The sequence below is a fragment of the Serratia sp. HRI genome, from assembly GCF_010119335.3.
GTDB lineage: Bacteria > Pseudomonadota > Gammaproteobacteria > Enterobacterales > Enterobacteriaceae > Serratia > Serratia nevei.
Genome location: NZ_CP083690.1, coordinates 4501862 through 4515021, shown reverse-complemented (window position 1 = coordinate 4515021; position 13160 = coordinate 4501862). Strand labels below are relative to the sequence as shown.

The window sequence follows — 13160 nt, the reverse complement described above, 5'->3', positions numbered from 1 at the left end:
CGCTCAGGGAAACCCGAGCGGGCTTTTTGCTTTGCATAGTACGATGTCACTCATCCCATCGTTATTTATCTATTAATTTCCGTCCTTACTTTATTTCATTAGCGAAGCGCTCTTCATCAACACCGCGCCATATTGGACAGAAATCCTTATTCAAGCTAGATGTATATTATACCGTCACGAACTGGTCGGCGACGCTCTGAACACCCAGGATCTCAGCTAAATATTAAATAGAAAAATCAGTTATCTAAATAACTACGTGCTGAAATACGCTGGGCTACTCTTCGCCTCCCCCCCTCTCGCTTCGGTCATCAATGCTGTCGACAACCCACTGTCGGAGGGCGATCATGAAAGGCTATGCGGAACTTGAGATCGTGTTTCAACGGAATTCACTCGATGAATTTCAAGCCAGCTTTCGACAGCGCTTTGACGAAAGTGAAAATATTACTCCTTTCATCCCGCTGGCATTAAACATCCACGATCCGACATTTTATTCCGGCAACCCGCAAAGAATGGGCCAGTTATTATCGGAATCACTGTTTATGCCGCCTGCGCTGCGTGATGCATTTACATCCGCACGGGCATTTTCCGATCATCAGCAAAGCACGCTAAAAATACGCCTACTTATCGATTCAAATGCATCCATATTGCACAGCCTCCCTTGGGAAACGCTGGTTGATCCCACCGATACAGCCACACATCTATTGCGCAGCAATCAGTGCGTTTTTTCGCGCTATCTGGCGGCCCGAACTTACCGCCTCCCGATGTTGCGCCCTAAACAAGGCATTAAGGCACTATTAGCCATCGCTAATCCTCAGGGCCTATCGGAAACCTTCACGCCCATCAACGTTCCTCAAGAGCAGGAGCTCGCTGAAAATGCGCTGCGTCATGTTCCGTTGACCACGCTCACGCGGCGCGGAAGCGCGACGCTCCAGGCGATTATCGAAGGCATAAAAGAGGGAGCCGACATTATCTATCTCATGTGCCACGGCATTGTCGGGCAGCAAGGCGCCGTGTTGTGGTTGGAAGATGAGGCCGGGAATGCCGCCAGCGTCACCGGCGAAGATTTCGCCGCGCGTTTGGGCGCGCTGGAAAGAATTCCCAGCTTGGTCGTCCTATGCTCCTGCCAAAGCGCCGGTGCCGGCAATCCCGCACGCGACGCGCTGGTCGCCCTGGGCCCCATGTTAGCCAAAGAGGGCGTGCCGGCGGTATTGGCGATGCAGGGCAAGCTTTCGATGTCTGCGGCAACGCAATTTATCCCGGAGTTTTTCAGACAGCTGGCGGAGCATGGCGAAGTCGATCGCGCTACCGCCAGTGCGCGGGCAAAAATCATGGACTCGCCGGACTGGTGGATCCCCGTCGTTTTTACCCGGTTGAATAATGCGCGTATTTGGTATCCCCCCGGATTCAGTATCGCCGACGGTGAAGATGATCCCTGGGCTCTAATCGTCGACAATATTACCAGCCAAGACAGCACTCCTATCCTCGGTCCGAGCATGAACGAAGCGCTGTTCGGCTCGCGGCGTGAACTGGCGCGTGAATGGGGGGAAATCTACCACTACCCGTTAGGCGGACACGACATAGAGGGGCTGCCGCAGATTGCACAATACCTTGCCGTGACGCGGCAAGGTGCCTATCTCAGGAAAGAACTTTACAGGTATGTCTATGGACGAATACTTGAGAAATATCCTGACGATGTGCCCGACCGGCTAAAGGGGTTAAAAAAAGCAAAGATATACACTTCACTGGGGGAGTTGGTTTCAGTAGTGGGGCAAAAAATCCGCGCCCGTAACCCTCTCGACCCGTTGCGAATATTGGCCGGCTATAAACTCCCACTTTACATCACCACCGATCCCAGCGATCTACTGGTCGATGCCCTCAAAGAACAAGGCGCGACTCCGACTGTACGCCTCATGAAGTGGAATGAGCCCGCTGAAATTTGCGATGCCAATTATGTCAACCGAGCCCCTGCCGGCCCGGCGGACGAAGGCACCGAGACCCATCCGATTGTGCTCAAGCTCTTCGGGGATTTATCCAAACCAGAATCGCTGGTGTTAACCGAAGATCATTTTTTTGACTACCTGACCAAAGTCTCTTCCGCCAAAGACGCCATTCCCCCTTACGTGCGCGCCAGGCTGAACAGCAGCGCGCTGCTGTTTGTCGGCCTGCAGGCTGAATCCTGGGAGTTTCGGGTACTGTTTCGCAGCCTTTTACTGTTGGAAGGCAATGACCTACAGAAAGACTACGAACATTTTTCCGTGCAGATTGATCCAAACAGTATTCTTGATCCCGGCAGCGCACGCCGCTATATCGAAAAATATCTGCAAAGGAAGGCCAAATGGCGTCTGTACTGGGGGGACGTTGCCACCTTTATGGCGGAATTAAATGCCCGTACGCAGGAGGACTCATGAAGGCTCCTTACGTAGGCCCCAGCCCTTTTAGCGCCGAACAAACGCTCTTCGGCCGCGACGCGGACATTAAGCAACTGCAATGGCGCTTAATCTCGGACCGGATAATCGTGCTGTACTCCCCTTCCGGAGCGGGTAAAACCTCGCTTTTGATGGCCAAGAACGGCCTTTTATCCACGCTGACAACACGGTTCCATGTTTTACCCGTGCAGCGCATCGCGCAGGCCGATGATACCGATCCGGTCGCCTCCCTCTTGCAGCGCCTGGAACAAGGTCGTTTTGGCTCGATTCGCCCCAATGATACGCTTCTTACCTACTTCAACCGTATCACTCTGCCTAAATCTGATCCGCCGAAGCGTCTTCTTTTAGTGCTCGATCAATTTGAGGAGGTGCTAACCTGCAATGTCACTCCTGAGCGGCAAAAAGTCTTTTTCCAGCAGTTGAAAGAACTGCTGTCAAACGACGAAAGAACCATCTGGCTTCTCATCAGCATGCGAGAAGAATACTTCTCCTGGCTTGATGATTTCCGAGATGATATTCCCACCCGCCTTAACAACACCTACCGTTTAAACCTGTTGTCGGTCGAGCAAGCCGTCGCCGCCATCAAGGGGCCGGCAGAAGCCATGGGCGTCGCTTTTCCAGTGCAAGACGGAACAGATGCGGCGCAGGTGCTGGTCAGCGAATTGATTAAAGCGCCGGAAGGCGCACGCCCGAGTAAAACCGTGGAACCGGTACAGCTGCAGGTTGTCTGCACGGATCTGTGGAACACCTTAAGCCAAACCGAGCGGCAGGTCTGTGAGGTTCGCGTCGCCGACGTGACGGGATATAACCCGGACAATGCCTTACTGGATTATTGCACCAAGACGCTCAATCTGGCGGCGCAAGGTCCCCATAGATTCAGAACGTTGGGAGATTGGATAGACCGGTATCTGCTGACGTTAAGTGGGCGCCGCTCCGCCGTGATCTTCAGCCCGCAAAGCACGGACGGGCCATCACTTCAGGAAATTCAAAAGCTCGAGGAGCACCATCTCATCCGTCGTCAAAGCCGTGAAGACGACATGTGGTATGAATTGGCGCACGATCGTTTAGCCAGCCCCGTACGCCGCAGCATAGAAGAGTGGCGCAACAATAATCTGAAAGAATGGCAAAAACAGGCGCGGATATGGCATATGGACGGCGAAAAACCAGATTACTTTCGCGCCCTGCCATACCGTACCCAACGAAAAATGAGGCTGGCGGAAGGCGATGCTCCTGATTCAAAAGTCGAGGCGCGATTCCTCGCGGCGTATGCGTCGTATCGCCGCAGGAAACGGCAGCTTTTTTGCGCTTCGGGTTTAGTCATCGCCGTTTTGGCGATAATTATTGGTTTCTTTGTTGACAAAAGCGCCGATGAACAACAGAAAACCAAGCTCGCGTTGAATTATCTCGCCATTCAAACCGGTATTCTTTCCATTCTCAACGATCACCCCATTCCAAGTTTGGAAGCCCTAGCCACCGCGGCCGGCGCGCAGTTACGGTTACCAGCCAACGCAGGCAATCTGCCAACGTTCAAGTTTCAAACGTTGCTCGGCGACTATCTCGGCCGCTATAGGCAACTTGAACACATTGCAACGCTCGGCGATGGCCAAACCACCGTAGTGCGAATCCGCAATAACGAATGCGTTAGCGCCAAGATCGGCAGTGGCCGTTACTCGATAAAGAGCTGTGGAGAAAATAGCGAATTAATCCCCCTCAGAGAGATACAGCAAGCGCATCCCAAAGGCATTGCGGCATTAGCATTCGTTACGCCCCACCTCTTGGCGATCGGTGATATCAACGGAACGATCCGCATCTGGGATCTAACAACAAAAAAAACCGTGGGAGCTCCGCTGAATCAGCCCGTGAGTGACAAGGGTAAACCTGTAAGCAGCAAGGTACGCACCCTCACCGCCACCGACAACTGGCTTTTTGCCGGATATCAAGACGGTACGCTGGCCACCTGGAAAATATCCGAGGCCAAGTTTGAATTATTGTCACAACCCACCAAGAAGAAAACCAACGCCGTAATGGCGATCGCCGCCACAACCCCCAAGAACGCACCCGATAAGGTCACCATCGCCACCAGCATGACAGTCAAATGGCAGACGTTTAACCAAGATAAATCACAACAGTCCGTCCAGTTGGCGACCATCGCACGAGATGCCGAGTACAGCAAAACCTTTTACAGCATTGATATCAGCCCCGATGGGCGACTCATCGCCGCCGGCAGCAGGAATGGCTACATTTATATCTGGGACACTTCACGCCTTTCTCCGACCAAGAATAACGTCGAAAAGGATGTTTCGCCGCGAGCCGACGGCCCCTTGCCAAAATCGTCGTTCTCTTACTCGCCAACGATTATCAACGCGCATCAGCAAACCGTCGCACAACTCAAATATCTGCAAAATGGAGACCTCTTGTCGTTAAGCTGGGATGGAAGCCTCAAATTGTGGCCATTTTCGAACAATAATGCCGCCGCTCCCGCCAACCGCACCCTTTTGCAATTTCCGCGGCAGTTGGTGAGCGTCGCGACCGAGCCTGATGAGCAGAACGCCTATGTCACCAGTGAAGCCGGCGACATACTCAGAGTCAATTTGCGCGTTGACAGGCATCCGTTCGGGCAATTTTTGCTTAGCTCCCGCGAGCCTGCACTGTTTGTCGACGGTACAGAAAATCGTCAAATATTCACCGTGCAGGCTACGGGGCTGACGCAATATCGGTTGGACACCAATACCGGCCAACCAACGCGCCTTCGGCAGTTGCCAGTATCGGACGTCGTCGCTCTCGCCTGGTCAACCTCCACCGCGACGCTCTTTGCCGCACAACAACAAGGCGTTACGGTGTTTCGTAATGTGCTGATTTCACCTTCCCAAGGCGAGCCGCTGGCGTGCCTGCTGCAACCGCCAGGCCGCCGCATCGCCGCCATTCGCGTCAATGATGCCGGCACCCTGCTGGCGGTCACCCTCGTCGGCAAGAACGGGCGAGAGCTCGCCAATAAACTGTATCGCCTCACCGCATCAGCCGCCTCTGGATTCACGTGCCAAGAAATTAAAACCCCGAGCGGCATCTATTTTCCCTTGCCTTGGTTCAGACCCGACAGTGAAGAGATCATCACCGTAAGTGAGAAGAACGAAATCGTCTCATGGGTATTCAACCCGAAGTCGCGTGATACACCTGAACTCGTCCCCAGTCGTACCATTCTGGCTCAAAACGCGCTTTCCGATACTCTCGGACCGATCGAAACCCTGGCGTTCGACGCTTCAGGCAGCACCCTGCTGCTGAGCGACTTTTCAGGCAAGATGTATTTGGCAAAATTTGATGGAAAGCGCTGGTCGTTCACACAGAAGAAAAACGATTCGTTTTTTATCCCCCATCTCTTGGCTGCCAGTGGTAACGACATCGTCGCCATGGCGGACAACAAGGGGCAGTTGTCCTTGCTCTTCGCAGGTTCAGCCATGCGCATCGTTCAAGATTTCCACACGACGCCAATCACAGCCCTCGCCCTTTCTCAGGATGGAGAATGGCTGGTTTCTTCATCAAGCGCCGGGACAGCCATTTGGGATCTGCGCATGGAAAGTTGGGTAAAACAGGCCTGCAAATTGGCCAATCGCCAGAACTTCGATCGTGAAGAAATCAACAATTACTTCCACTACGCGTCCATTAACGCACCCTGCCCCGACAATCCACCGAAATGACTTTTTAGGAGGTTGTATGCCATACCGCACGATCCCGACAACGGATACACGCTATTTCATGATTGTCACCGATAAAAACGGCGCGGAACAAGATAACGATCCCGATGCACCTAACGGCAAACTGAGCGAGTTGATGCTGTCATCCCTGGTGGAGAACGGCATTACCGACGTGTTCATTCGCTGCCACGGCTGGCATCAGGATAAGGCCAAAGCCTTCGCTCAATTTGACAGTTGGATCGGCGTTTTTGCCTCGCTGGATGAAGATCGCCGGCATATGCAGCAACAAATCCCCTCGTTTCAAGAAATGCACATTGGCTTTCATTGGCCCAGTCTGGCATGGGGGGATGAAAAAGAGGCCTCAGACACCAGTTTCTCCCCTGCAAACACTCAGACATTGAGAGAAAGGATCGACTTCCATATCGAGGAGCTCGGCGGCACACCGGATGTTCGGGCGGCATTGTATAAAATCTTTGATGAAGTACGCACAGACTCCGCGTCAATGACGTTATCCGACACCTTGCGTGCGGCCTATTTAGAGCTCAATGCCGCACTGGATTTGGGTGCCAACGGCGCACCGGGTGAAGGCTCCGCCGATCGTCTGCCTTTCGATCCCGATCAAACCGTGGCTGAAGCCGTCAATAATGTGGCCTTCGGTAATGATGTCGGCGACAACCCGTTACTGGCGCCTCTGCGGCAATTAACCTTTTGGACGATGAAGAAAAGAGCCAAAGACGTCGGTGAAAGAGGGCTGCATCCTCTGCTGCGCGCTATGCAGCAAGCCTCACCCGCCGTACGCATCCACCTGATGGGACACAGTTTCGGTTGCATTGTCGCCAGCGCGGCCATTGCGGGCCCCTCAGGCGCTGCGCCGTTGCCATTCCCGATAAACTCTTGCGTATTGGTCCAAGGCGCCATGTCTATCTGGTCCTTTACCTCATCACTCCCTACATCACATGAAACGGCCGGATTCTTCAATAACATTCTGGTGGATAAGAAAATCAGCGGTCCTTTCGTGGCTACGCGCTCGGACAGCGACATGGCCGTCGGCAAACTTTATCCCTGGGCTGCAGGGGTGGCAGGCCAGGTCGCCTATATGTTTCCCCCGCTCTATGCCGCAATTGGCGCGTTGGGCATTTGTGGCATACCCACCGTTCACAATATTACCCTATTGTCAGGTGCCGGCGCCTATGCCTTCGTTCCAGCTCACATTTATAACGTGAACAGCAGCAATTTTATTTGCCATGGCGACGGCATCTCCGGCTCGCACAGCGATATTGCCGGCCCCGAAGTGGCTCATCTGCTCTGGCAAGCGGCGCTCAAAACGGCGGACGCATCATGATTGACGAAGAACGGATGCCGCTACTGGCTTTCGGCATTCACGCTGATACGGGGTTGCCATTGGAAACCGGGGGCATGGGCCAGCACGAGCAGCATCAGTCTGCAGCTGAATCACTGCTCGGACAAACCGTCGGCGCGGCATTTCCCGACAGAGCGCATTTGGGGTTGCAATTCGGTTTCGATGCCGACCAACTGTCCGAAAGTGGCTGGGGGCTCATCTTCGCCGCGAATAGGGACTCTGCACCTCATTTGGCCGCGCTGGCCCCCCTGATTGAATTGCGACGGCGGCAGGCCGGCGGCACACTCCGCATCTTCGCCGGTCCGGACGGTTACCGACAGGGTGAAAGCGCCAGCGGCTGGCTTAATCGTCATGGTTCCTCATTAGACATGATTAACCCCGATCTCGGCATGCCTTATTATCTTGTCCTGATCGGTTCGCCAGAGGCCATTCCGTTTGAATTTCAATATGCGCTGGATCTCGTCGCCGGGGTTGGGCGATTGGATTTCCCCACGCTTGAAGAATTTACCGCCTATGCAGACAGCGTCGTGGCCCATGAAACAGATGCCACTCGCAAAACAGCTCGGCGTATTGAACTGTTCGCGACCCGCCATGATTTCGATCGCGCCACCCAGTTGTTCATCAAGCATGTCGCCACCCCCTTTGGCACTGGCACAGGTTCACTCGGGCCGTTGGGTGAAAAGTATCGCTTTGCGTTAAACAGTTCATTAAGCGAGCAAGCAACCAAAGCCTGCCTGAGCCACCTGCTCAGCGCCCCACATAACCCGCCTTCGCTGCTGATCACGGGCACGCACGGCATGGCCTTTCAGGCCGGCGACCCTCGACTGGCGGAACATCAAGGAGCGTTGGTGTGTCAGGATTGGCCTGCTTATGGCGATATCACCCATGAACACTGGTTTGCCGCGCAAGATATTCCAGAGCATGCCAACGTTCATGGCATGATCCATTTGTTTTTTGCCTGCTATGGCGCCGGTACACCGGCGTTCGATAACTTTCACTCTGACGCGGATCGCGTTCGCATTGCGCCGCATGCGATGACGGCCCGCCTGCCGCAAAAACTCATGACGCTTCCCCAGGGAGGCGTTCTGGCTTCTCTGGGGCATATTGATCGGGTGTGGGCATCCAGCTTCCTTTCTGAAATCGGTCTGGCGCAGCCCCAACGATTTCGAGACGTCATCCATCGCTTGCTTTCCGGCCAACGCGTCGGTATGGCCACCGACGCTTTCAACGGGCAGTGGGGGGTGCTAAGCACCAGGCTGTTGGAAAAACTGAATAACAAACTGAATGGACAGGCCGTCCCCGCCGCTGAATTGCTGGCATTGCAAATCGCGCGCGATGATATTCGTAATTACGTCGTATTGGGCGATCCCGCGGTTAGGTTGAAGCCAGAGCAGGATCATGTGAGCGGGTAAGTATCGCCATACCCCGCCGGCCCCTTTATGAACCCTGTCACAAAATGCGCATGCCGTTTTCGGCGTTCTACGCCGCGGGCGGTGAGCAATAAATTTGTTAACGCCACGTTACACCGGGTTAGGCAACATTGTTAACGCCGATTGATGCGTCAAACGCATCGCGCCATGCGTTTATTGCGCTTATTTAGTTTATTTTCCTGAGCGAGTCTTCAGCAACAGGCGCGGCGTCAGGCGCCCATAACAAACTGGAGATAAAGATGCATTCCTCTACCTCACCCATGACCACCCGGGCCAGAACCGGCGCGATCCTGCGCGTCACTTCCGGCAACTTTTTAGAGCAGTTCGATTTTTTCCTGTTCGGCTTTTACGCCACCTACATTGCACACACCTTTTTCCCGGCCAGCAGCGAGTTCGCCTCGCTGATGATGACCTTCGCGGTATTCGGCGCAGGTTTTCTGATGCGCCCGATCGGCGCCATCGTGCTGGGCGCTTACATCGATAAAGTCGGCCGCCGCAAAGGGCTGATCGTGACCCTGTCGATCATGGCTGCGGGCACCTTCCTGATCGTGCTGATCCCCTCTTACCAAAGCATCGGGCTTTGGGCGCCGCTGCTGGTGCTGTGCGGGCGCCTGTTGCAAGGCTTCTCGGCGGGCGCGGAGCTGGGCGGCGTGTCCGTTTATCTGGCCGAGATCGCCACGCCAGGCCGTAAAGGCTTCTACACCAGCTGGCAGTCCGGCAGCCAGCAGGTGGCTATCATGGTGGCGGCGGCCATGGGCTTCGCGCTCAATGCGGCGCTGGAAGAAAGCGCCATTCGCGAGTGGGGCTGGCGCATTCCGTTCCTGTTCGGCTGCCTGATCGTTCCCTTCATCTTCATCCTGCGCCGCAAGCTGGAAGAGACGCAGGAATTTACCGCCCGCCGTCACCACCTGGCGATGCGCGACGTGTTTAAAACCCTGCTGAAAAACTGGCCGGTGGTGATCGCCGGTATGCTGATGGTCGCCATGACCACCACCGCGTTTTACCTGATCACCGTCTATGCGCCGACCTTCGGCAAAAAGGTGCTGCTACTCAGCGCTTCCGACAGCTTGCTGGTCACCCTTCTGGTGGCGATCTCCAACTTCATCTGGCTGCCCATCGGCGGCGCGCTGTCGGACCGTTTCGGCCGCAAACCGGTGCTGGTCGCCATGACGTTGCTGACGTTGGCCACCGCCTACCCGGCGCTGAGCCTGCTCGCCGCCGCCCCCAGCTTCAGCATGATGCTGGCCGTGCTGCTGTGGCTGTCCTTCATTTACGGCCTGTACAACGGCGCGATGATCCCGGCCTTGACGGAGATCATGCCAACTGAAGTACGGGTGGCCGGATTCTCGCTGGCCTACAGCCTGGCGACGGCGGTGTTCGGCGGCTTTACGCCGGTGGTCTCCACCGCGTTGATCGAATACACCGGCGACAAGGCTTCACCGGGCTACTGGATGAGCTTCGCCGCGCTGTGCGCCCTGCTGGCGACGCTGTATCTGTATCGCCGCATCGCCATGCCGCTGCAAACCGCGCGCTAAGCCTCCATCGCAAAAGGAATAATGCCATGCAAAAACTCACTCGTTCGATCCTCGCCGCGCTGGTGTGCGCCTCCTGCAGTACGGCGGCGCTGGCCAAAGACGTGACCGTCATGATCTCCGGCGGCTTCAAAGCCGCGCTGGAGAAGCTGGCCCCGGAGTATGAAGCCCAAAGCGGCGACAAAATCATTCTGGTGTCCGGCCCTTCGATGGGCAAAACGCCACAGGCGATCCCCGCGCGGCTGGCGCGCGGAGAGCAAGCCGATGTGCTGATCATGGTGGGCGACGCGCTCACCCAACTGGAAAAAGAGCGCTGGACCCAGCCGGGTTCGCGCGTGGAGCTGGCCGATTCGCCGATCGGCATGGTGGTCAAACAGGGCGCGCCCAAGCCGGTGATAAAAACGGATGCCGACCTGCGCAATGTCTTGCTGCAGGCTGACTCTTTCGCCTATTCCGACAGCGCCAGCGGCCGCTACGTCAGCGGCCAACTGTTCAAAAAGCTGGGCATCGAGGAACAGGTGAAAGGAAAAGCGCACGTGGTTGAGCGCATTCCGGTGGCTTCTGAAGTGGCACAAGGTAAATATGCGCTGGGCTTCCAGCAGGTCAGCGAATTGCTGCCCGTGGCGGGCGTGACCTTTATCGGCGAGCTGCCGGAAAACGTGCAGTACATCACCCGCTTCGCCGGCGCGCTAACCGCCAAGGCGGAGCACCGCCGCGAAGGCAAAGCGCTGCTGGACTTCCTCGCCTCCTCTCAGGCACAGCTGACCATTCGCGCAACCGGCATGCGAACCGTGCCGGCGCAGCAGCCGGTCAGGCAGAGTGATACTGTTCAGTAATCAGCTTTTCCAGCTCGGCGGCAACGAAAGACTGCATGCGGCCGCCGCGTCTGATGAGGCCTACGGTGCGTTTCACCACCGGATCGACCAGCGGCACCGACGTCAACACCGAATGTTCTGAAGCGGGCATCGACATGGCGGGCACGGCGGCAATGCCGATGCCCGCCTCAACCATGCCCAGCATGGTCGTCACATGGCGAGTTTCGCACACGCTGGGGCGCTCCGGCATGAGGTGTTCCAGGCGCTGATCGAGCAGATTGCGATTGCCGGAGGTTTTATCCAGCGACACGTAGTCCTGCTGATAAAATTCCCGCCAGGTGAGGCTCTTTTTAGCGGCGAGCGGATGGTCGCGTCGGCAAGCGGCCACGTAAACGTCCCCCACCAACGGCACAAATTCAAGATGAGGTTGCAGCCGCCCGGCAAAGCAGATGCCGAAATCGGCCTGGCCACCGGTGACCGCCTCAATGACATTGCCTGCGCTGCCGTCGATCAGCTTAACGCGCACGCGCGGATAGCGAAGCCGGAAGCGGCGTATCACGTCGGGCATGAAATAGTATGCCGCCGACGGCACCGTGGCGACGGTGACCAGCCCGGTACGCTCCTGGCTGACCTTATCGATATCGGCCAACACCGCTTCGACATTCATCAGCAGCTGATCCGAACGCTCGGCAAAAGCCTGCCCGTACAGCGTCAAGGTCACGCGCCGGGTGGTGCGATCGAACAGTTTGCTGCCCAGCGCGTTTTCCAGCTTCTCAATCCTGCGGCTCAGCGCCGACTGCGACAGGCAGATAGACTCCGCAGCCAGCCGAAAATTGCCGTACTCCACCAGCGCGCGGAAGGCATAAAGATCGTTGAGATCAAAATTCACGGGCATAGCGGCAACCTATCCTTACCATGGCGCCAAAGGCGCAAAGCAACGATAATAGCCGCTTATTTAGCCGCAGCAACCGGTTTAATGCCGAAGCGCGCCTCGCCGTTATCCTCCCAACAGCACCGTCCCCCAAATAATGATGGTCATTATCACCGCCACCAGCTGCGCTGCGCCGCCCAAATCTTTGGCGCGTTTGGATAACGGATGTAATTCCAGCGAAATGCGATCGACCACGGTTTCAATCGCCGTATTCAGCAGCTCCACCACCAATAGCAAGAAACTGCAGGCGATTAATAACAGCTGCTCCATTTTTGTAATATCCAAACCAAATGTAACAACAAGTAAAATGACGTTAATAACTAATGTTCGTGGAATGAAGATGGTTGAATAACAAACTTATTCAAAACCTATTCATAGTAAAATATCAATTACCTCGCCAAGAGTCTTTTATCTCTTTTGGTGATTTTTAATCTATGGCTAGTTTGTCTATGTCTGAAACAAGTTCCGTTCATTCTCTTCCCATGCGCTATGCGGACTTCCCCACTTTAGTGGACGCGTTGGATTACGCGGCGCTGGGCAATACGGGAATGAATTTTTACGATCGGCGCAATCAACTCGTGACCGTTCTCGAATATCGCACGCTGCAGCAAAAAGCGATCTCGGACGCGCGGCGTTTATTGTCCCTGAAGCTCAAGAAGGCTGCTGACCTACATCGCTTACCAGATCGTCCTCAACCTGGGGTTGCTGTTCGCCCTCAACGCGCCCTTCACCGCCCTCGCCCCGCCGCTTTTGATCCTGGCGTTGGCGCTGGTTTATCGGTTTGATCGGCGGGGTTAAAAACCCGCAGCAGCCTTTGGAAAACAAGAACTTTCCGGTTAATCTTTGGCCGGCTTTACAAATTGGCTTGAGCCGTTATCATCCCTTATCTGGTGTCCTATGCGCCGTTAGCTACCGCTGACTGCCGTTCGATAACATGCCCCCTCAGGGCCCATCGAGTGCAAGGAGTGCGAGCGCCC

Annotated in this window: 8 protein-coding genes and 1 pseudogene; 7 read left to right on the top strand and 2 right to left on the bottom strand. The window is 55.5% G+C overall.

The window, feature by feature from the left end:
* Window positions 1-344: 344 nt before the first annotated feature.
* From GF111_RS21595 to GF111_RS21570, 6 genes are all read left to right on the top strand, one after another.
* Complete coding sequence (locus tag GF111_RS21595) at window positions 345-2408, top strand: CHAT domain-containing protein (RefSeq protein WP_102779235.1); 2064 nt, start codon at window positions 345-347, stop codon at window positions 2406-2408.
* The gene (locus GF111_RS21590) at window positions 2405-6118 is read left to right on the top strand and encodes an NACHT and WD repeat domain-containing protein (RefSeq protein WP_047730270.1); all 3714 of its coding nucleotides are present in this window, start codon (window positions 2405-2407) and stop codon (window positions 6116-6118) included. Before GF111_RS21595 ends, GF111_RS21590 begins: the two co-directional genes overlap by 4 nt.
* A gap of 16 nt (window positions 6119-6134) precedes the next feature.
* Window positions 6135-7457 carry a hypothetical protein gene (locus GF111_RS21585; protein WP_047730269.1) on the top strand — a complete coding sequence of 441 codons (1323 nt, stop codon included), beginning with the start codon at window positions 6135-6137 and terminating at the stop codon, window positions 7455-7457.
* On the top strand, window positions 7454-8887 hold the full coding sequence (locus GF111_RS21580; protein ID WP_047730268.1) for a C25 family cysteine peptidase: 1434 nt from the start codon (window positions 7454-7456) through the stop codon (window positions 8885-8887). The genes GF111_RS21585 and GF111_RS21580 overlap by 4 nt, the downstream gene beginning before the upstream one ends.
* Before the next feature lie 257 nt (window positions 8888-9144).
* Window positions 9145-10440 carry an MFS transporter gene (locus GF111_RS21575; RefSeq protein ID WP_038877911.1) on the top strand — a complete coding sequence of 432 codons (1296 nt, stop codon included), beginning with the start codon at window positions 9145-9147 and terminating at the stop codon, window positions 10438-10440.
* 26 nt (window positions 10441-10466) lie between these two features.
* Window positions 10467-11273 carry a substrate-binding domain-containing protein gene (locus GF111_RS21570; RefSeq protein WP_080491385.1) on the top strand — a complete coding sequence of 269 codons (807 nt, stop codon included), beginning with the start codon at window positions 10467-10469 and terminating at the stop codon, window positions 11271-11273.
* Here the strand turns inward: GF111_RS21570 and GF111_RS21565 are convergent.
* Together GF111_RS21565 and GF111_RS21560 are read right to left on the bottom strand one after the other, a co-directional pair.
* Window positions 11248-12147, bottom strand: coding sequence for a LysR family transcriptional regulator (locus GF111_RS21565; protein WP_047730266.1), 900 nt, complete (start codon window positions 12145-12147; stop codon window positions 11248-11250). The two genes, GF111_RS21570 and GF111_RS21565, sit on opposite strands and share 26 nt — an antisense overlap.
* A gap of 102 nt (window positions 12148-12249) precedes the next feature.
* Window positions 12250-12501 (bottom strand): diacylglycerol kinase, encoded by a 252-nt coding sequence (locus tag GF111_RS21560; protein ID WP_255606821.1) that lies wholly within the window; start codon window positions 12499-12501, stop codon window positions 12250-12252.
* A 131-nt stretch (window positions 12502-12632) separates the two neighbouring features.
* Between GF111_RS21560 and GF111_RS21555 the strand changes: the two are divergent.
* A pseudogene (locus GF111_RS21555) lies at window positions 12633-12842 on the top strand (fatty acyl-AMP ligase); the annotation flags it as partial.
* Window positions 12843-13160: the final 318 nt, after the last annotated feature.